This is a genomic window from Streptomyces sp. NPDC041191, assembly GCF_055591945.1.
Genome location: NZ_JBVIZC010000004.1, coordinates 522,588 through 541,977 on the forward strand (window position 1 = coordinate 522,588; position 19,390 = coordinate 541,977).

The window sequence follows — 19,390 nt, forward strand, 5'->3', positions numbered from 1 at the left end:
CCGATGAGCCCCGCGACCCCCGCGTTCTGGGGCAGACTGCCGCGAATGAGCACCCTCGCCTGGTTCGCGACCGTCTCCTTCGCCGCCTGGGTCTGGCTGCTGCTGGGCCAGGACTTCTTCTGGCGCACGGACCAGCGGCTGCCGCGCGCCCGGAAGCCGTCCGGGGCCGGGGGCGTGCGGGCGGAGCCGGCCCGGATGCCGCCGGTGTCCGGCGGGGAGCACGCGCGCGTGGAACCGTCACTGTCCGGCGGGGGGCACGCGCACGGGGAGCCGTCGGGCCCCGGCGGGGACCACGCGCGCGCGTGGCCGCGCGTGGTCGTCGTCGTACCGGCACGGGACGAGGCCGACGTGCTTCCGCTGAGCCTTCCGTCGTTGCTCGCCCAGGACTATCCGGGGGTCGCCGAGGTCGTCCTCGTGGACGACGGGAGCACGGACGGTACGGGGAGGCTGGCCGCCGGACTGGCCGAGCGGTGCGGCGGGCTGCCGCTGACCGTCGCGTCGCCGGGTGAGCCGGAGCCGGGCTGGACGGGGAAGCTGTGGGCGCTGCGGCACGGCATGGCGCTGGCACGCGCGCGGGAGCCGGAGTTCCTGCTCCTGACGGACGCGGACATCGCCCACGGGCCGGACAGTCTGCGGCTCCTCGTGTCGGCGGCGGTGGAGAACGATCTCGATCTGGTGTCGCAGATGGCCCGGCTGCGGGCCGAGAGCGGCTGGGAGCGTCTGATCGTGCCGGCGTTCGTCTACTTCTTCGCGCAGCTCTACCCCTTCCGCCGGATCAACCGGGCGCGGGCCCGGACGGCGGCCGCGGCGGGCGGGTGCGTCCTGCTGCGGACGGAGACGGCGGTGGCGGCGGGGGTGCCGGAGGTGATCCGGCAGGCGGTGATCGACGACGTGTCGCTGGCGCGGGCGGTGCGGCGGGCCGGCGGGCGGATCTGGCTGGGGCTCGCGGAGCGGGTCGAGAGCGTCCGTCCGTACCCGGGGCTCGGGGGGCTGTGGGGGATGGTCGCGCGGAGCGCGTACACGCAGCTGCGGCACAGTCCGCCGCTGCTCGTGGCGGTGGTGGCGGGGCTCGCGGTCGTCTACCTGGTGCCGCCGGTGGCCCTGGTGGCGGGCGCGGCGGGCGGGGACGGGCGGGCGGCCCTGGCCGGCGGCGCGGCCTGGGCGGTGATGGCGGGGACGTACCTGCCGATGCTGCGTCACTACCGGCAGCCGCCGTGGCTCGCCCCGCTGCTGCCGTTCACCGCGTTCCTCTACCTGCTGATGACGGTGGACTCGGCGGTCCGGCACCACCGGGGCCGGGGCGCGGCGTGGAAGGGCCGGACGTACGCGCGGCCGGAGGCGGCGCCGGACCGGTGAGCGCCCCTTCCCGGCGAAGGGGAAATGGCATTTCCGTTGCACGCGGCGGCGCCGCCCATTACGGGGAGTAGCTCCTCCCATTCGGCGTGTGCTCGCCGGGGTCCGGGATTGCCACCCAATCATGTTCATGATCACCTCCCCGCCTTCCCGGCGCTTTTTCTTTATGTGTTCTTCATGGGGAGGGACGCCGGACGGCCCCGAGGGGCCCGACCCATCGGTAACCCCCTCCCAACTCGGCATTTACGCGATCTTGAGACATCTCGCCGCCCGTTTTTACCGCGTTCGCTCGGGTTGGGGACGCGCCGCTTCGCGAAGCCTGTCAAACAACCCTCAAATCGGTCTCCCCAACCGGCACATCGTGGGCTTAACTTATGGCCATGACCTCCCCCCGCTCCTCTTATGGAGGCGGTTACCACACCGCGCCGTCCTTCCCGGACACCCCGATCTACGACTCCCTGGTCGCGGAGCGGGGCACGCCTCAGATCGCCCCGATCCGAGTGCCCGCCGCCTACGACACCGGCAGCAGCTTCTCCGGTGGCGGAAACGGCTCCTACCTGCCGGCGCTCTCCTCGGCACTGCCCGCCCTTCCGGCGGCGCCCGCCCCCCAGCCCTCCCCCGCCCACAACGGAGGCGGATACGGCTACCCGCAGCACGCGCCGCAGATGGCCCCGGTCCCCCTCCAGCAGGCCCCGGCGCCGTACATCCCCCAGCAGCAGTCCGCCCCGCGCGGCTACCCGGGCGGCCCGTACCCGCAGCAGCCCCGCCCGGCGGCCGGCGGCTACGAGGCGATGCGCCCGGCGGCCACCGGTTACGAGGCGATGCGCCCGGCGGCGCCCCGGCCCGCGCCGGTCCCGGCCTCCGCGCCCTACGACGACCCCTACAACCGCCCCTACCAGGGCGGGGGTTACTGACCGGCTCCCCGTACCGGCCGACGCCGGGGGCGGGGCGGCTGACAGGATGACCCCATGCCGACTCCCGTGCTCCGCTCCGTCCACATCCACCCGGTGAAGGCCATGCGCGCGCTGGCGTGCGCGGAGGCCGAGGTGCGGCCCTGGGGGCCGGCCGGAGACCGCCGCTGGGCCGTCGTCGACACGGCGGGCAGGGTCGTGACCCAGCGCCGTCACCCCCGGATGGCGCTGGCCTCGGCCGACCCGGCGCCGGACGGCGGAATCGTCCTGTCCGCGCCCGGCCGTCCGGCGCTGGCGGTCGGGGTCCCGCGCCCCTCGGCCACCGTCACGGTGGACATCTTCGACCAGACCGTGGAGGCGGTGCCGGCCGGGCCCGCCGCCGCCGACTGGCTCTCGGCGTACCTGGAGGGCGACTTCGGGCTCGTCCACATGGACGCGCCCGAACACCGGCGCCCGGTGGACCCGGAGTACGCGCGGCCCGGCGAGACGGTGAGCTTCGCGGACGGCTATCCGCTGCTCGCCACCACCACCGCCTCCCTCGACGCCCTCAACTCCCTGATCGCCCGGGGGGACCACGCGGGCGAGGGGCCGCTGCCGATGGACAGGTTCCGGCCGAATCTGGTGATCGGGGGAACGGCCCCCTGGGCGGAGGACGGCTGGCGCCGGATCGCCGTCGGGGAGGTCGTCCTCCGGGTCGCCCGGCCCTCGGGGCGGTGCGTCGTCACCACGACGGACCAGTCCACCGCCGGACGGGGCAAGGAGCCGCTGCACACCCTCGCCCGGCACCGCAGGAGCGACGGCCGGGTCCTCTTCGGCCAGAACCTCGTCCCCGAGCGCACCGGCACGGTCCGGGTCGGCGACCCCGTCGAGATCCTGGACTGAGCCCCGCCCGTACGCCGAGGGTCCCGCGTCACACTTGGCCGGTCCGGCGGGCGGGGAACCCGCCTCCGGGGCACACTCGTTGGAGGAGCGGCGAACAACGAGGGGGTCCCGACGTGCGCGCAGCCACCGGACTCTGGCGCTGGCGGCACAATCCCCTGCGCCGGACCACGGATCTCGTCGAGGCGTGGGTCGCCCTGGCGGCCGTCGTCCTGCTCTGCGTCGCGGTGCCCCTGGCCGGCTGGACCGCCGGGGCGTCCGCGTACGGCTCGCTCCAGCGGGCGATCCGCGCCCAGCAGGAGCAGCGGACGCCGACGACGGCCCGGGTGCTGGGGGCGGCCGAGGGGCCCCCGCGCGTGGTCCGGACCGCCGGGGCCGCCGAGGAGGAGCGGCTGAGCCGCCCGGTGACGGCCCGCTGGACCGCCCCGGACGGTTCGGTCCGCACGGGGACGGTGGAGACGGCCCGGCGGCACGCGGCGCCGGGCGACACCTTCGCGCTGTGGACGGACCGGGACGGCCGTCCGGTGGCGCCGCCGATGCACCCGGCCACCGCCCGCGCGCACGCGATCACCGCGGGGTTCATGGCCTCGCTCCTCACCGGTCTCCTGGTGGAGACCGCCCGCCGGCTCGCGATGCGCCGCCTCGTGCTGCTGCGGTACGCGCGCCTCGACCGCGCGTGGGCCGCGGCCGGTCCCGACTGGGGCCGCACCGGCACCGGCAGTTGACCGGGTACGACCGGCCCCGACCGCTCCGGACCGGCGGTGACGCACCCGGGCACCTGTGCGTTTCCGGTACGGGCGGGGGTACGCGACCCGTCCTCCCCCCGGCGTCGCGCGCGCTACGGTGGGGCATCGGATCAGCGGCGAGGCATGAGGCGGGGGCAGGACACACCCATGGCACAGGGCACGGTCCAGGTGACGCACACCGGCACATCGCGGTGGCGGCGCCGCACGGGTGAGTACCCCTCCCTCGCCGCCGCCCTGGAGGCGGCGGGCGACGGGGACGTGCTCACCGTCGCGCCGGGGACCTACCGGGAGAACCTCGTGATGCGGCGGGCCGTCACCCTGCGCGGCCCCGAGGGCGGCGCCGGCCCGGTCCGGATCGCTCCCCCGGACGGCGTCCCGCTGACCCTCCGCGCCTCCGTCACCCTCCGGGACCTGCACGTCGAGGGGCAGGACGTGGCGGCGCCCGCGCTCCTCGTCGAGGACGGCACGCCCGAACTGCTCGACCTGCGGATCACGACCCGTTCGGCCGCCGGCATCGAGGTGCGGGGGGCCGCACGGCCCACCGTCCGGCGCTGCACCGTGGACAACCCGGCGGGGATCGGCATCGCGGTGCTCGACGGCGCGGGCGGGGTGTTCGAGGAGTGCGAGGTGGTGGCCGCCGGGCAGGCGGGCGTCTCGGTGCGGGGCGGGGCGCACCCGCGTCTGGAGCGCTGCCGGGTGCACCACGCCGCCGGCGCCGGGATCGCCGTCACGGGCGAGGGCAGCGCCCTGGAGGGCGTGGGCTGCGAGGTGTACGAGATCAAGGGCGCCGGGCTCCAGATCGCGTCCCGCGCCACCGCCCACCTCACCGACTCCTCGGTGCACCGCACGTCGGCGGACGGCATCACCCTCGACACCGACGCCGTCCTCACCCTCTCCGACTGCGACGTCCACGACGTCCCGGAGAACGCGGTCGACCTGCGCTCGCGCTCGGTCCTGACGCTCACCCGGTCGACCGTCCGCCGCTTCGGCCGCAACGGCCTGTCGGTGTGGGACCCGGGGACCCGGGTGGACGCCAACCAGTGCGAGATCCACGACAGCACGGGCGACTACCCGGCGGTGTGGGTGAGCGACGGGGCGACCGCCGTCCTCGACGCCTGCCGGGTGCACGACGTGCCCGACGCGCTGTTCGTCCTGGACCGGGGTTCGCGCGTGGACGTGGTCGACAGCGACCTGTCGCAGGTGCGGAACACGGCGGTGTCGGTGAGCGACGGGGCGACGGCCCAGCTCGACGACTGCCGCATCCGGGAGGCGTCCACGGGCGCCTGGTTCCGGGACCACGGCAGCGGCGGCACCCTCGCCAACTGCGCGATCGACTCGGTGCAGACCGGGGTCATCGTCACCAAGGGCGCCGACCCCACCATCGACCGGTGCACGGTCACCTCGCCCGCCGAGGCCGGTTTCTACGTGTCGGCGGAGGGGCGCGGCTCCTTCCACGGCTGCCGGGTGACGGGCAGCGACGGGTACGGCTTCCACGTGACGGACGGCTGCCGGACGACCCTGCGCAAGTGCCGCACGGAGCGGTGCGCGCGCGGCGGCTACGAGTTCCCGGAGGAGGGCGCGGTCGCGGAGGAGTGCACGAGCGACGAGAGCGCGGTCCGCTCCTCCGTGCCCGACTTCTCCGCGTCCGGCCCCTCCCCGGCCGGCGGCGCGGTCCTGACCGCCACGCGGACGGCCGGGCTGCTCGGTTCCGTACCGGCCTCCCGGCCCCCGGCGGCGGTTCCGGAGCCGGAGCGCGACCGGGAGGCCCGTTCGTCGCAGGACGTGCTCGGCGAACTGGACGCCCTGGTGGGCCTGGAGAGCGTCAAGCACGAGGTGCGGACCCTGACCAACATGATCGAGGTGGGGCGCAGGCGCCAGGAGGCCGGCCTGAAGGCGGCCTCGGTCCGCCGCCACCTGGTCTTCACCGGGAACCCGGGCACGGGCAAGACGACGGTGGCGCGGCTGTACGGGGAGATCCTCGCCTCGCTCGGGGTCCTGGAGCGCGGGCACCTGGTCGAGGTGTCCCGGGTGGACCTGGTGGGCGAGCACATCGGGTCGACGGCGATCCGCACCCAGGAGGCGTTCGACCGGGCGCGCGGCGGGGTGCTGTTCGTCGACGAGGCGTACGCCCTCTCGCCGGAGGACTCGGGGCGGGACTTCGGCCGCGAGGCGATCGACACCCTCGTGAAGCTGATGGAGGACCACCGGGACGCGGTGGTGGTCATCGTCGCCGGGTACACGGCGGAGATGGAGCGCTTCCTCACCGTGAACCCGGGGGTGGCGTCGCGCTTCTCCCGGACCATCACCTTCGACGACTACGCGCCGGAGGAGCTGCTGCGGATCGTCGGGCAGCAGGCGGACGAGCACGAGTACCGGCTGGCCCCGGGGACGGACGAGGCGCTGCTCGTCTACTTCACCGCACTGCCCAAGGGACCGGCCTTCGGCAACGGGCGTACGGCGCGGCAGACGTTCGAGTCGATGGTGGAGCGGCACGCGAGCCGGGTCGCCGCCCTGGAGGACCCGAGCACGGACGAGCTGACCCTGCTCCACCCGGAGGACCTGCCGGGACTTCCCTGAGCCCCGGCCCCGCCCCAGGTGTATTGATCACGAGCGTTGTTGACGCTGGTGATCAATACACCTAGGCGGGTGGTCCGGCCGCACCGCCCCGTTCCGGGTCCGCCCGGCCGGACGTCTCCCGGCCGGCCGGCTCCCCGGGGTCGCGCTGGTGGGGCACGGCGGGCGGCAGCCGGTCGAGGAGGGCGGAGCGGCAGCGCGCGAACGCCGGGTCGGCCTGGTAGTCGGAGTGGCCCAGGATCGGTTCGGGCAGCGGATGGTCGCGGGTGCGCCCGTAGGCGACCGGATCGAGCAGGACCGGTGCGTCGACGGCGGGCCGCCCGTCCTCGCCGAGGACCCGGACGGGTCCGCCGATGGGGTCCGTGGCGCGGTGGAGGTTGCTCCAGCAGTGCACCGTGCGGTTCAGGGAGCGCAGCGCGTCGGGGCCGAAGTAGGCCGGGAACCAGCGCCCGTAGAGCCGCTCCAGGGGTGAGCCGTAGGTGAGCAGGGCGACCCGGCGGCGGGTGGCGGGCCTGAGCTGCCAGACGGCGGCCGCGGCGAGGACGCTGCCCTGGGAGTGTCCGGAGATGACGAGCCGGCCACCGGTGCGCCGGGTCCAGGAGCTCATGCGCCAGGTGAGGTCGGGGACCGCGCGCTCGGCGTAGCAGGGCGGGGCGAAGGGGTGGGCGGCGCGGGGCCAGAAGGTGCCGACGTCCCAGAGGATGCCGATGGTGCGGCGGGCGGAGGGGTCCCGGTAGGCGCGGCGGCCCCAGGTGACGAAGAGCAGGAAGCCGAAACCGATCATCCAGGAGCCGAGGGACTGGGTGGCGGAGGCCAGCGAGGCGAGGGCGGGATGGGCGCCGTCGAAGGCCCGGCCGGGTACGTTGCCGCTGGCCCAGGCACCGGCGACGGAGGCGGCCCCGAGGAGCAGGGTGGCGCCGGAGACGACGCCGACGAGGACGGGCGCGGAGTCGGTGAGCCCCGCCCGCGCCCTGCACGTCGCGATCCGTCCCGTACGGACCGGGTCGTTCTCGCCGGCGGTCCCGTAGTCGGCCTCGACCTCGGAGCGCAGGCGCCGGGCGGCGAGCACGGTCCGCGCGGCGAGCAGGGCGGCGGGCACGACGAGCAGCAGGAGCAGGACGGGGATGACCGACGCCTGCCAGCTGAGCAGGACGGGCGGGCTTATCCGGGGACCGGGTTCGCCCATGCCGGGGGTGGCCGGTCCGTCGAGCCAGTCGGCCACGCGCTGGGCGACGCCTCCGGACATGATTCCGGCGAGGGCGCAGGCGAGCATGGCGACGGCGGGCCCGCCGAGTCCGCGCAGGGCGGTGCGGGCGTCCCGGCAGGACCGCCGGACGAGGAGGGCCGTCGCGCCGAGGGCGACGACGAGGCCGCCCTGGACGACGGTGAGGGCGCTGAAGACGGTGTCGCCGGGGAGGGTGCCCGACGAGGTCCAGCCGGGGCGAGACCAGCCGGCGTACAGGGCGGTGAGCAGGAGCAGGGCGAGGGCGGCGGTGGGCAGCCAGGTCACCAGGGCGCGTTCGAGCCGCAGGTCGAGGCGGCGTTCGCTGCGTCCGCGCCGGCACACCACCCAGAGCACGACGGCGCCGAGGGCGGCGACGGATGCCTGGAGCACACGGCCGAGGGCGGCCCCGGCGCCGGGGACCGTGCCGTCGTGGCGGGCGGCGGCCGTGACGAGGGCGGCGGCGACGGTGAGGAAGCCGGCGGCGGTGTGGGCGGCCCTGAGGCGGGCGACGAGACGGCGGCCGTACCAGAATCCGGGGCGGCCGAGGGCGGCGCGGGACCCGGCGGGCGTCCTCTGCCCGCCGGTCGCCGGCTCCGCCGACGGGGCGTCGTGGCCGGCGGGCGGGCGCTGGGCCTCGTACGCGCTCCAGGTCCGGTTGGACAGGTACCAGAGCAGGCCGACGAGGGCGGTCGGCACGAGGGCGGCGAGGGCGAGGCGGCGGCCGGGCGGGGACCACCAGCCGGCGCGCCCGGCGGAGAGGAACTCCAGCCAGGCGGCGTTGTCGGTGCAGGCGGGGGCGGCGGCGCACTGCCAGGCCGTCAGGTCGAGGGCGACCTCGCAGGCGGCGGCGGTGAGCAGGACGGTGAGGGTGAGGGCGAGGAGCCGGACGAGGACCCCGTAGAACCGGACGGGTCCCGATCCGTCCCGGCCGGGCGGGCGCATCCAGTGCGCGAGGTTGGCGACCATGAAGGGCAGGAGCAGCAGCCAGAGGGCGCGGGTGCCGTCGCCCGAGGTCAGGTTGGACCAGCAGTACGCCTCCGGGACCGGGCGTCCGTGGTACCGACCGGGGTGGTCCTCGGCGTCGGCGTCCTCGGCGCGCCGGTACACGGCGGCGGTCCGGTCGCCGGTGATCCGTACGGTCCTGGGGTCGTCGAGCATGTCCTGGGGGGTGGTTCCGCCGACACCGTGGACGAGGAGTTCGAGTGCCGCGTCCCCGCTCTCCGGGGCGGGTGTGGCAGGGGGCACTGGGGGGACTTCCTCTCGGAGTGGGAAGATGCGACGTCGGGGACAGGATCGCGGACGGCCGTGCGGCCGCGCACGGCCTCTCGCCGAAATTCACTCTCGTTCCCTCGTCTTCTGCGGAAGGACCGGTCCCGGCGGTGACTGACAACCAGAACCTCCTCGCGGAGCAGCGCCGCGCCCTGATCCTCGACGAGGTGCGGCGGCGCGGCGGCGTACGGGTCAACGAGCTGACCCGGCGCCTGGGCGTCTCGGACATGACGATCCGTCGCGACCTGGACGCGCTGGCCCGCCAGGGCGTGCTGGCGAAGGTGCACGGCGGGGCCGTCCCGGTCGACGGGGCGAGCACGCACGAGCCGGGCTTCGAGGCCAAGTCGGTGCTCGAACCGGGCGCCAAGGACGAGATCGCCCGGACGGCGGCGGCCCTGGTGACGCCGGGTACGGCGCTCGCCCTGTCCGGGGGGACGACGACCTACGCGCTGGCCCGGCACCTGCTCGACGTGCCGGACCTGACGGTGGTGACCAACTCGGTGCGGGTCGCGGACGTGTTCCACGAGGGGCGGCGGACGGGGGACGGCGAGCCGCGGGGCGGGGAGGCGACGGTCGTCCTGACGGGCGGGGTGCGCACGCCGTCCGACGCGCTGGTGGGCCCGGTGGCGGACCGGACGGTCCGCTCGCTCCACTTCGACCTGCTCTTCCTGGGGGTGCACGGGATCTCGGCGGAGGCCGGTCTCTCGACGCCGAATCTGGCGGAGGCGGAGACGAACACCTGCCTGATGCGTGCGGCGCGCCGGGTGGTGGTGGTCGCGGACCACACCAAGTGGGGGACGGTGGGGCTGAGTTCGTTCGCCTCGCTGGACGAGGTGGACACCTGGGTGACGGACCGGGGGCTGCCGGAGGAGGTGCGGGCCGAGGTGGCGGAGCGTCTGCCGGGGCTCGTGGTGGCGGACGGGGAGCGGGCGTGAGGGCCTTCCGGGTCGAGCGGACGGTGCCGTCGGCGCCGGAGGAGGTGTGGCGGCGGCTCACGGACTGGCCGGCGCACGGACGCCGGGTGCCGCTGACCCGGACGAGGGTGCTGACGCCGGGGCCGAACGGGCCGGGCACCCGGTTCACCGCCCGGACGGGGATCGGGCGGCTGTCCTTCGACGATCCGATGGAGGTCGTCCGCTGGGAGCCGCCGGCGGTGGGCCGGCCCGGCGCGTGCCGTCTGGAGAAGTCCGGCCGGGTCGTGCGGGGCTGGGCGCTGATCGAGGTGGCGGAGGCGCCCGGCGGCGGCTGCCGCGTGGTGTGGACGGAGGAGTTGTCGGTGCGGGGGGTGCCGGGGGTGCTCGATCCGGTGCTGGCGCGGGCGGGGCGGTTCCTGTTCGGCCGGGCGCTGGACGGGCTGCTGCGGGAGGGGTGAGGGACGCGTCTCGTCCCCGTCCGCGCCCTGTGCCGTTGACGGGCCGTCAGTTAGGGTGCTTCTTCCGCTCGCACCCGTCGGGAGGTTCGGTCCATGACACGCCGACTGAGGCCGGTGGAGCTCGACTTCACCGCGTCCGCCCCCGTACGCCTGGCCTTCACGGCGACGCTGGCCGCGCCGCCCCGGGCGGTCCACCGGTCGCTGGCCGTGGAGACGGGCAGCACGCCCTCCTGGTTCACCGCCGTCTCCTCCGCCGTCCCCCGGGACGAGGGGGCGGGCCGTACGGTCCGGCTGCGGGTCGGGATCTCCTTCGAGGAGACGGTCCTGGCCTCCGAGCCGGGGGCCCTCCACGCGTACCGGGTCGACGCGACGAACGCCCCGGGCGTGACGGCCATGGCGGAGGAGTGGGCCCTCTCCCCCGCCGGGCGGGGCACCCTGTTGCGGTGGACGGTGGCCGCCGACGGCCCGGCCCCGTTCCGGCTCGCGCTGCGTCTCGCGGGGCCGGGCCTGGGGCTGTCCTTCCGGGGCGCGGCGCGCCGGCTCGACCGGCGGCTCACTCCGGCCAGGCCCCCGTCTCCAGGAAGCGCTCGATGACGGCGGCGTACGGGGCGATGTCGAGCCCCTGGGCGGCCAGCCAGTCGTCGGAGTAGTACTTGTCGAGGTAGCGGTCGCCCGGGTCGCAGATCAGGGTGACGACGCTGCCGGAACGCCCCTGCGCGACCATCTCCGCCACGATCTTGAAGGCGCTCCACAGGCCGGTGCCGGTGGAGCCGCCCGCCTTGCGGCCGATGGCGGCCTCCAGGGCCCGGACGGCGGCGACGCTGGCCGCGTCGGGCACCTTCATCATGCGGTCGACGGCCCCGGGCACGAAGCTCGGTTCCATGCGGGGGCGGCCGATGCCCTCGATGCGGGAGCCGCAGTCGGCGGTGGCGTGCGGGTCGTGGTGGGTCCAGCCGTCGAAGAAGCAGGAGTTCTCGGGGTCGGCGACGCAGACGCGGGTGTCGTGCTGCATGTAGTGCACGTAGCGGGCGATGGTCGCCGAGGTGCCGCCGGTGCCCGCCGTGGCCACGATCCAGGCCGGTTCCGGGTACCGCTCCAGCCGGAGCTGCTGGTACATCGACTCGGCGATGTTGTTGTTGCCGCGCCAGTCGGTGGCCCGCTCCGCGTAGGTGAACTGGTCCATGTAGTGGCCGCCGGTGCGCGCGGCGAGGGCGGCGGCCTCCTCGTACATGGTGCGCGAGTCGTCGACGAAGTGGCACCGCCCGCCGTGGAACTCGATGAGCCGGCACTTCTCGGGGCTGGTCGTGCGGGGCATGACGGCGATGAACGGGACGCCGACGAGCTTCGCGAAGTACGCCTCGGAGACGGCGGTCGAACCGCTGGACGCCTCGATGACGGGCCGGTCCGGCCGGATCCAGCCGTTGCAGAGGCCGTAGAGGAAGAGGGAGCGGGCGAGACGGTGCTTGAGGCTGCCGGTGGGGTGGGTGGACTCGTCCTTGAGGTAGAGGTCGATCCCCCACTCCGCCGGGAGCGGGAAGAGCAGCAGGTGGGTGTCGGCGGAGCGGTTGGCGTCGGCCTGGACCTTGCGGACGGCCTCCTTCAGCCAGGTCCGGTACGCGGGATCGCTGCGGTCGACGTCGACGGTGGGCGCGGCGGTGGCGGCGCTCGCCGGCCGGTTGTCCGCATGGTGCTCGGCAGTGCGTTCGACGGTGTTCATCCGCGCTTCTCCTCGGTCGCTTCCCCTGGGTGCCCCGCTCTTGACGATACCGCTCCCACCTGGGCAAACGTTCCCTTTGACTCTCCATAGGAAAGACTTGCGGAGGGGCCACTGGTGCGGTCGCGGACGGCCCGGCACACTATGAGCGGCACCCCGGGGGAAACGGGGAGAAAGGGGCGGACCGACATGACGGAACCCGACTTCAGCGTGCGGGGCGTGGGGATCACCCGCTGGCTGCGTTCACTGACGCGCGCGGGCGAGGTGCGCATCGAGGACGGGCGGCTCGCCCTGCTCACCAGTTACGGCAGCGAGATCGACAGCGCCCCGGTGACGGCGGTGCGGGCGGGGCGGCCGTGGTTCGCGGGCCCGGACGAGGCGGTGGCGACCGTGAACGGCACCCGGTACCGGCTGACGCTGCACCAGGACGGCCGCGAGGACGGGGCGGAGGACTCGGGACGCCTCCTCGCGGCGCTCAGGAGAGCGGCCGGACGGCGCTGACGACCGGGGCCGCGCGGAGCGGCCCCGGCCCGGCGCGCCTCGCCGTGAGTTGCGGGACGGTCACCCCTGGCCCACGCTGGAAGCACCTCACCGAGGGTTTACGGATGGTGACGCTGCGCTGTGGTCGTCATCCTGCTGTACGCACGAGAGATCCGAACCTTCGTCTTCTTCCGGACTACTTCGGGGAGTCGCAGCCGTGATCAGCGAACCGAGCAGGTACTACGCGGTGGAGCTCCACGCCCTGCCGCAGCGGATCGGACAGGTCCGCAGAATCGTCTCCGCGCATCTGCGCCACTGGCATCTCGACGCCCTGGTCGACCATGCCCTCCTGGGGGTCACCGAACTCCTGACCAACGTCCACCGGCACGCCCGGCCGGACAAGCGGTGCACCGTCGAGATCGAGCTGCTGCTCGACCGCCTCACGGTCTCCGTCAGGGACCACGACCCGCGTCTGCCGGAGGCCGGCGGGCCGGTCTCCGGCGCCTCCCCCTTCCCGGGCGGCGCCGGCGGATCCGTGGCGGCCGTTCCGCCGGCCGACGAGCTGGCCACGTCCGGCCGGGGCCTCGCCCTCGTCGGCGCGGTCAGCGAGAGCTGGGGCGTCCGGCCGTGCGGGGACGACGGGAAGGACGGGAAGGTCGTGTGGTTCACCCTCGCGGCGCCCCTCCCGGGCGGTCCCGTCCGGACGCGCGAGGAGGCCGTGTACGGCGCCGCGACCGAGGGCCCCTTCACGGGGTACGAGCGGATTCCCGCCGTCCCCCTGGGCACCCCGGCCGATCCGGTGCTGAGCCCCGCCCCCGCCGTGGCCTCGGCCCGCCCGGTCCTGGCGGGCCGGGCGGGCTGAGAAGGCGCCGGGCCGGGGAGGCGCGAAGGGCCCCGGGCCGGGGAGGCGGGAAGCGCCGGATCGGCGGGGACCGGTCCCTCAGGGCCGGCGTCCCTCGGCGCCCTTCCGGCGGCCGAACTGCTCCTCCAGGACGCTGAGCCGCCGCCAGTACTCGTCCTCGTCGATCTCACCGGCGGCGAACCGGTGACCGAGCAGCGCGAGCGGCGAGTGGTCGTCCGGCCCGCCCTCCCGACCGGAGCGGAGGTCCCTCCCCCGGCACCGCCCGGTACGGCGGACGAGGGCGACGATCCCGACGACGGCGACGGCCCAGACGAGGGGGAAGAGAAGGGTCCAGGGGCCGGGACCCGCGTGGGCGAGTGTCTCCATGATGGTTCAGCTCCTCGGTACGTACGGCTGGTTCGGGAATGTCCCTGGTTCCAGAGTCGTCCGGGGAGGGGGCCCGGGGCGTCGTACCGGCAGCGGCTTCACGCGTACCGCGCGGGGAGTACGGCTCCCCTTCCGCCCCTGCGCCCGGGGGCGGGCGCGGCACCGTCACGGGGGCCGGCCGGAGGAGCGGCCCCGGCGGGGAGGGATGGTGGGCGCGGCGCCCGGTGAAGGCGCGCGCCCAGGGCCCCGGTGCCGTGGGCCCGGGCGTCCGGACCGGTCAGGCGGCCACGGCCACGAGGGTCAGATAGGCGATGCCGAGGACGCCCCGGTAGCCGTTCAGCCAGCTGGAACGCTGCCGGTCGACGCGTTCGCGCGTCTCGGCGGCGAGCGGGTGGCCGGGGTGGGCGGCCAGCCAGACCTCGGTGTCGTACCGGTAGCCCGACTCGAACTCCTCCCACTCCTCGGCGCTCGCCGTCTCGATCCACGCGGGACGGAACCCGGCCTCGACCGCGAGGTCCACGAGGGCGCCGAGGGAGAGGTGGTCGCCGGCGTGCGCGCCGGGCCACATCCCGGCCAGTTCCGTCTCGGTGGGGGTGCGCTCCCAGAATCCCTCCCCCAGGACGACGCGTCCGCCGGGACGGACGAGCCGGCGGAGTTCGCGCAGGACGACGGCGGGGTCGTACGGCTGCTCGGGATCGCAGAGCGCCTGGCCGGAGCCGAGGCAGAAGACCGCGTCGGCGGGGCCCCGGCCGGTGCCGAGCGCCGACTCCTCGACGAAGGACGCACGACCGGAGAGCCCGCGCTCCTCGGCGAGGGAGCGGGCGCGGGCCAGGTCCTCGGTGTTGATGTCGATCCCGACCCCCTCGGCGGTGGGGACGGCGTCGAGGACGCGCAGGAGCATTTCCCCCCAGCCGCAGCCGATGTCGAGCACGTCGGCGGGCCCGGCGGCGGCGAGGCGCCCGGCGACGCGGGCGGCGCGGGCCTCGGAGAGCGGGCCGTGGAAGGTGAGGGTGCCGAGGCGCGGGGGAAGAGCGGAGCCGGAAGGATTCATGGGCGGAACGCTATGCCGCGCGGCTCCGGGGGCCCACCGGTTTTCCACCCGGGGCCTGGACGCCGTGACCGCCCGGACGGGTGCCGAGTCCCGGACCGGTGGGGGCCCTGGCTCGTGGGCCTTGGTCCGTGGGGCCCGGGCACGTGGGCCCTGGCCCGTGGGGCCCGGACACGTAGGCCCTGGTCCGTGAGGCCCGGGCACGTGGGCCCTGCTCCGTGGGGCCCGGGCACGTGGACCCCGGCCCCTGGGGCCCGGGCACGTGGGGCCGCTCAGACCGCTTCGCGGGACAGGGCCGCCAGGGGGTCGTCGAGGACCGGCTGCCAGGCGAGTTCGGCGGCGCCGACGAGGCTGTTGTGGTCGAGGGTGCAGGGGAGGATCGGCACGCCGCCGCTGCGGCCCCAGAGGCTGCGGTCGGCGACGACCGCGCGCAGGCGTTCGGGATCGGCCGTGAGGAGTTCGCGGTGGAGACCGCCGAGGATGATCCGGTCCGGGTTGAGGATGTTCACCAGGCCGGCGAGACCGAGCCCCAGGCGGTCGATCAGCTCCCCGACGGCGACGCGCACGCCCGGGTCGTCGGGAGCGGTGCGCAGCAGGTCGCGGGACTGCTGGAGCAGGGAGACCTCGGGGCCGGGGGTGCGGCCCGCGACCGTGAGGAAGGCGAGCGGGTCGGTCTCGACGTCGAGGCAGCCCCGGCCGCCGCAGTGGCACGGGCGGCCCTCCGGGTTCACCGTGAGGTGGCCGACCTCCAGGGCGAGGCCCGCGCTGCCGGTGTGCAGGCGCCCGTCGAGCACCAGCGCGCCGCCGACGCCCCGGTGGCCGGTGGCCACGCAGAGCAGGTCCCGGGCGCCGCGCCCCGCGCCGTGGCGGTGTTCGGCGAGGGCGGCGAGGTTCACGTCGTTGCCGGTGAAGGCGGGGCCCCCGATGCCCGCCTCCCGCACCCGCTCGGCGAAGATCTGCCGGACCGGGGCGCCTGCGGGCCAGGCGAGGTGGAGCGGGTTGAGGGCGGTGCCCTCGGGTTCGGCCACGGCGGAGGGTACGGCGAGACCGGCGCCGACGCAGCGGCGGCCGCTCTCGCGGAGCAGGGAGGCTCCGGCCCCGACCACGGCGCCGAGGACCTGGGCGGGGTCGGCGGAGACGGTGACGCACCCGGGGGCCGTGGCGACGATCGCGCCGCCGAGGCCGACGAGCGCGGCCCGGAAGCCGTCCGGGTGGACCTGGGCCGCGAGGACGACGGGGCCCTTCTCGTCGACGGCGAGCCGGTGCGAGGGACGCCCCTGGGAACCGGCCGCGGTGGGGTTGGAGTCGACCCGGATGAGGCCGAGGGCCTCCAGCTCGGCGGCGACGGCGCCGGCCGTGGCGCGGGTGACGCCGAGTTCGGCGGTGAGGACGGCCCGGGTCGGCGCCCTGCCGGTGTGCACCAGCTCGAGGGCGGGGCCGAGTGCGTTGCGCCCCCTGTCCAGCCGTGTCCGGTTCGTCGTCGCCTTGCCGTTCATGGGGGCGAGTCTCCCATGATCGGGCGGCGCCCCCTCCCCTGCGGCCCCGGTAGATGCGCCCTCGCGCCCCCGGGCTCGCCTCCGCGGCCCGAGAGGGCGCCGGAGGGGGCGCCCCGGGGCGGCAGGGACTCGCGGATCCTGCGGGGAAAGTCGGCGCGGGACCGGAAGAACGGCACTCCGCGCGTCCAGGAGGTCGCGATGACGACGATCGTGCTCCGGGCGGCACGTTTCGTCGAGGACTTCACCGACGACGTCCTCGCCGCCCTGCCGGTACGGACGCTGTCCGCCGCGGGTTTGATCCTCCTCACCCTCCTGACCGGTCGCCGCCCGGGAGAGGCGCCCGGTCTTCAGCGCGGATGTCCGCGGGCCCGGCACAAGAGCGAGCCCGTCAAGAAGGCCGAGGCCGGGGCCGCCCTGCGTACCACCCCGCCGCAGCAGCGAGCCGCCGGCGCACGCCCGCGTCGTCCACTCCCGCGGGGGGGGCGGTGACACGCCGCCGTCGCTGTCCGGTGCGTCAAGCCGGTGGAACACCCGCAGGCCGGAATCCGACCGGTTCACCAGGCGCTGCGGCATGTGACGGTAATGTCGGGGTGCCGCAGAAGTGATCGATCCGCTCAGCCACCTGCGCGCTTCCCGGTGGGTGGAAGATGGGTGCCAGCATGTATGGACGGTCCGAGCATGATCGTCCAGACTCCCTCTTGATCACCGTCGTGACACTCGCCAACGCTGGGGTGCGTTGAGCGGATGGACGCAGGACGCAAGGAAGCCGAGGGGGGAGGTTCGCAGTGTCGTTGTTCTGGCGGATCTTCCTGATGAATGCCTCCCTCCTCGTTGTGGCCACCGCGCTTCTGCTGAGTCCGTGGGTCACCGTCTCCTCCCCGGTTCTCTTCGACGAAGCCGTCGTGATAATCGCCGGGGTGCTGACCATGCTCGCGGCCAATGGTCTTCTCTTCCGGTACGGGCTGGCTCCGCTCAAGCGGCTGTCCCTCGCGATGACGGGGGCGGATCTTCTGAACCCCGGCACGCGGCCGAAGGCCACGGGGCAGCACGAAATGGCTGAGCTGGTGCGCACGTTCAACGCGATGCTGGACCGGCTGGAGAGCGAACGGGCCACCAGCAGCGCCCGCGTCACAGCAGCGCAGGAGGCCGAGCGGAGACATCTCGCACGGGAACTCCACGATGAGGTCGGCCAAGCTCTCACCGCCGTCCTGCTCCAGTTGAAGTGGCTGGCGGACCGAGCCCCGGTGGAGCTACGGGACGACCTTCGGTCGGCGCAGGAGACGACCAGGGAGAGTCTGGACGAACTGAGGCGTATCGCTCGCCGACTGCGCCCCGGGGTACTTGAGGACCTTGGGCTGACGAGTGCCCTCCGGGCCTTGGCGGCGGACTTCACCACTACCGGAATCAGGGTCGACCACCGCTGTGAGCCAGGGCTTCCGGCCCTGACACAGGAGGCCGAGCTGGTGATCTACCGGGTGGCACAGGAAGCCCTGACCAATGCGGCGCGTCACTCGGGGGCCGACCGCGTCGACGTGGAGCTGCGGCACGGAGCCTCGGGGGGTGTGGAGCTGGTGATCAGCGACAACGGGCGCGGTCGCGACGGCGCCGCGGAGGGAGCCGGGATCCACGGCATGCGTGAACGTGCCCTCCTGATCGGGGCACAGTTCGCCCTTCGGGCCGGCCCCGACGGCGGCACGTCCGTTCACCTGCTGGCACCCGTGAGAGCGGAGGCGGGACAGTGACCGACCGGCCCAGGAGGATTCTGCTCGCCGACGATCACGCCCTGGTGCGTCGTGGCGTACGGATGATCCTCGACTCCGAGCCCGATCTGCGCGTGGTGGCAGAGGTCGGTGACGGTGCGGAGGCCGTCGCCGTCGCGCAGAAGGTCCCCGTCGACCTGGCGGTTCTCGACATCGCCATGCCGCGGATGACAGGGCTGCAGGCCGCGCGCGAACTTTCCCGTGTCCGACCGGACCTACGCATCCTGATCCTGACCATGTACGACAACGACCAGTACTTCTTCGAGGCTCTGCGGGCGGGAGCCTGCGGCTACGTACTGAAGTCCGTCGCGGACCGGGACCTGGTGGAAGCGTGTCGCGCCGCGATGCGCGACGAGCCGTTCCTCTACCCCGGGGTCGAGAGCACGCTGATCCGCCAGTATCTCGACCGCACGGAAGAAGGCCGGGCCCTCCCGGAGCGGGTGATCACCGACCGCGAGGAGCAGATCCTCAAGCTCGTCGCAGAAGGCCACAGCTCGAAGGAGATCGGCGACATGCTGGTCATCAGCGTCAAGACGGTCGAGCGCCACCGGGCCAATCTCCTGCAGAAGCTCGGCCTCCGCGACCGCGTCGCGCTCACGCGCTACGCCATCAGGACCGGGCTCATCGAACCGTAGTTTCGGCACCGCACCAGCCTCGTCCCGCAGCGACCACGAAGCGGGCGGTCCGTCATGCCCGGGGACTGGTCACCAAGCCATGACGGCGCCCCCCCCATGAGCCGCCCAGGCCCTCACGGTCTGGGCTTTGCGACAGAGCCCCCCGGCTTTGTAGCGCAGTCACCACCGCAACACCCCTAGGGAGAAATGTGAGAATCCCCGAACCGGGATCCACATCAGGATTCCGCGAACGGCCCGGGTTCGACCAGCGGCCAGGCATACGCGTGGCCGCTGCAGGAATCGCACTGCTGATGGCCGTCTCGACAGTGGACGCGGCCGTCGCCGCGCCCGTCGAGCGGCCCTCCACGCAGCCGCAGGAGCAGCCCGTCGCGACTACGGCCGCCGACATCCCCTCGGCCCGCGTCACGGCACGGCTGTCCGGCAGCCGGGTCGAGGCCCTGTCGGAACGCACCGAGACCTCGACGACCTGGGTCAATCCGAACGGCTCGCTCACTACCGAGCTGGCGGCCGGGCCGATACGTTTCCAGGATGCCGCCACGGGCGCCTGGCGCAATGTCGATGTCGCGCTGGCCGCCCAGCCGGACGGTTCGGTCGTGTCCAGGGCCCATCCGGCCGGGCTGAGGCTGGCGGGGAAGGCCGGTGCCAAGGCGTCCTCCCTGCGTGCGGCCCAGGCCGCGCCGGCCACCGATCTGGTGACGCT

At 74.6% G+C, this 19,390-nt stretch carries 19 protein-coding genes; 14 read left to right on the top strand and 5 right to left on the bottom strand.

Going from position 1 to position 19,390, the window contains the following annotated elements; all coding sequences use genetic code 11:
• The first annotated feature begins 45 nt into the window (after nt 1-45).
• The 5 genes from ACZ6AQ_RS11100 to ACZ6AQ_RS11120 all read left to right on the top strand — a co-directional run bounded on the left by ACZ6AQ_RS11100 (nt 46) and on the right by ACZ6AQ_RS11120 (nt 6,466).
• A complete protein-coding gene (locus ACZ6AQ_RS11100; protein WP_468759212.1) occupies nt 46-1,356 on the top strand; it encodes a glycosyltransferase in 1,311 nt (436 codons plus the stop codon).
• Between the two features lie 377 nt (nt 1,357-1,733).
• Complete coding sequence (locus tag ACZ6AQ_RS11105) at nt 1,734-2,267, top strand: DUF6643 family protein (RefSeq protein ID WP_468759213.1); 534 nt, start codon at nt 1,734-1,736, stop codon at nt 2,265-2,267.
• Nucleotides 2,268-2,321: 54 nt separating this feature from the next.
• On the top strand, nt 2,322-3,146 hold the full coding sequence (locus tag ACZ6AQ_RS11110) for an MOSC domain-containing protein (RefSeq protein ID WP_468759214.1): 825 nt from the start codon (nt 2,322-2,324) through the stop codon (nt 3,144-3,146).
• Nucleotides 3,147-3,259: 113 nt separating this feature from the next.
• Nucleotides 3,260-3,868, top strand: coding sequence for an Rv1733c family protein (locus tag ACZ6AQ_RS11115; protein WP_468759216.1), 609 nt, complete (start codon nt 3,260-3,262; stop codon nt 3,866-3,868).
• Nucleotides 3,869-4,036: 168 nt separating this feature from the next.
• A complete protein-coding gene (locus ACZ6AQ_RS11120) occupies nt 4,037-6,466 on the top strand; it encodes a right-handed parallel beta-helix repeat-containing protein (protein ID WP_468759218.1) in 2,430 nt (809 codons plus the stop codon).
• A 61-nt stretch (nt 6,467-6,527) separates the two neighbouring features.
• On the opposite strand, the gene ACZ6AQ_RS11125 is transcribed toward ACZ6AQ_RS11120, so the two are convergent.
• On the bottom strand, nt 6,528-8,933 hold the full coding sequence (locus ACZ6AQ_RS11125; RefSeq protein ID WP_468759219.1) for a hypothetical protein: 2,406 nt from the start codon (nt 8,931-8,933) through the stop codon (nt 6,528-6,530).
• 134 nt (nt 8,934-9,067) lie between these two features.
• On the opposite strand from ACZ6AQ_RS11125, the gene ACZ6AQ_RS11130 reads away from it, so the two are divergent.
• The 3 genes from ACZ6AQ_RS11130 to ACZ6AQ_RS11140 all read left to right on the top strand — a co-directional run bounded on the left by ACZ6AQ_RS11130 (nt 9,068) and on the right by ACZ6AQ_RS11140 (nt 10,923).
• Nucleotides 9,068-9,892: a DeoR/GlpR family DNA-binding transcription regulator gene (locus ACZ6AQ_RS11130; protein ID WP_468759221.1), complete on the top strand. Its 825-nt coding sequence runs from the start codon at nt 9,068-9,070 to the stop codon at nt 9,890-9,892.
• Nucleotides 9,889-10,329, top strand: a complete 441-nt coding sequence (locus ACZ6AQ_RS11135) for an SRPBCC family protein (RefSeq protein ID WP_468759223.1) — start codon at nt 9,889-9,891, stop codon at nt 10,327-10,329. Before ACZ6AQ_RS11130 ends, ACZ6AQ_RS11135 begins: the two co-directional genes overlap by 4 nt.
• Nucleotides 10,330-10,422: 93 nt before the next feature.
• Nucleotides 10,423-10,923, top strand: a complete 501-nt coding sequence (locus ACZ6AQ_RS11140) for an SRPBCC family protein (RefSeq protein WP_468759225.1) — start codon at nt 10,423-10,425, stop codon at nt 10,921-10,923.
• Here the strand turns inward: ACZ6AQ_RS11140 and cds1 are convergent.
• On the bottom strand, nt 10,883-12,046 hold the full coding sequence (gene cds1 / locus ACZ6AQ_RS11145; RefSeq protein WP_468759226.1) for an L-cysteine desulfhydrase Cds1: 1,164 nt from the start codon (nt 12,044-12,046) through the stop codon (nt 10,883-10,885). The two genes, ACZ6AQ_RS11140 and cds1, sit on opposite strands and share 41 nt — an antisense overlap.
• Before the next feature lie 186 nt (nt 12,047-12,232).
• Between cds1 and ACZ6AQ_RS11150 the strand changes: the two genes are divergently transcribed.
• Together ACZ6AQ_RS11150 and ACZ6AQ_RS11155 are read left to right on the top strand one after the other, a co-directional pair.
• On the top strand, nt 12,233-12,544 hold the full coding sequence (locus ACZ6AQ_RS11150) for a hypothetical protein (protein WP_388689968.1): 312 nt from the start codon (nt 12,233-12,235) through the stop codon (nt 12,542-12,544).
• Between the two features lie 196 nt (nt 12,545-12,740).
• A complete protein-coding gene (locus ACZ6AQ_RS11155) occupies nt 12,741-13,385 on the top strand; it encodes an ATP-binding protein (protein ID WP_468759228.1) in 645 nt (214 codons plus the stop codon).
• Between the two features lie 78 nt (nt 13,386-13,463).
• On the opposite strand, the gene ACZ6AQ_RS11160 is transcribed toward ACZ6AQ_RS11155, so the two are convergent.
• From ACZ6AQ_RS11160 to ACZ6AQ_RS11170, 3 genes are all read right to left on the bottom strand, one after another.
• Entirely contained in the window at nt 13,464-13,751 is a 288-nt protein-coding gene (locus tag ACZ6AQ_RS11160) for an SHOCT domain-containing protein (protein ID WP_468759229.1), read from the bottom strand.
• Nucleotides 13,752-14,028: 277 nt separating this feature from the next.
• The gene (locus ACZ6AQ_RS11165) at nt 14,029-14,802 is read right to left on the bottom strand and encodes an SAM-dependent methyltransferase (protein WP_468759231.1); all 774 of its coding nucleotides are present in this window, start codon (nt 14,800-14,802) and stop codon (nt 14,029-14,031) included.
• A gap of 269 nt (nt 14,803-15,071) precedes the next feature.
• Nucleotides 15,072-16,295 carry an ROK family protein gene (locus ACZ6AQ_RS11170; RefSeq protein ID WP_468759233.1) on the bottom strand — a complete coding sequence of 408 codons (1,224 nt, stop codon included), beginning with the start codon at nt 16,293-16,295 and terminating at the stop codon, nt 15,072-15,074.
• A gap of 198 nt (nt 16,296-16,493) precedes the next feature.
• Between ACZ6AQ_RS11170 and ACZ6AQ_RS11175 the strand changes: the two genes are divergently transcribed.
• The 4 genes from ACZ6AQ_RS11175 to ACZ6AQ_RS11190 all read left to right on the top strand — a co-directional run.
• Nucleotides 16,494-16,784, top strand: coding sequence for a hypothetical protein (locus ACZ6AQ_RS11175; protein WP_468759235.1), 291 nt, complete (start codon nt 16,494-16,496; stop codon nt 16,782-16,784).
• A 296-nt stretch (nt 16,785-17,080) separates the two neighbouring features.
• On the top strand, nt 17,081-18,037 hold the full coding sequence (locus ACZ6AQ_RS11180; RefSeq protein ID WP_468759236.1) for a HAMP domain-containing sensor histidine kinase: 957 nt from the start codon (nt 17,081-17,083) through the stop codon (nt 18,035-18,037).
• On the top strand, nt 18,034-18,690 hold the full coding sequence (locus ACZ6AQ_RS11185) for a response regulator (protein WP_468759238.1): 657 nt from the start codon (nt 18,034-18,036) through the stop codon (nt 18,688-18,690). Before ACZ6AQ_RS11180 ends, ACZ6AQ_RS11185 begins: the two co-directional genes overlap by 4 nt.
• A gap of 290 nt (nt 18,691-18,980) precedes the next feature.
• A partial coding sequence (locus tag ACZ6AQ_RS11190; protein ID WP_468759240.1) for a hypothetical protein occupies nt 18,981-19,390 on the top strand: 410 nt, incomplete at its 3' end.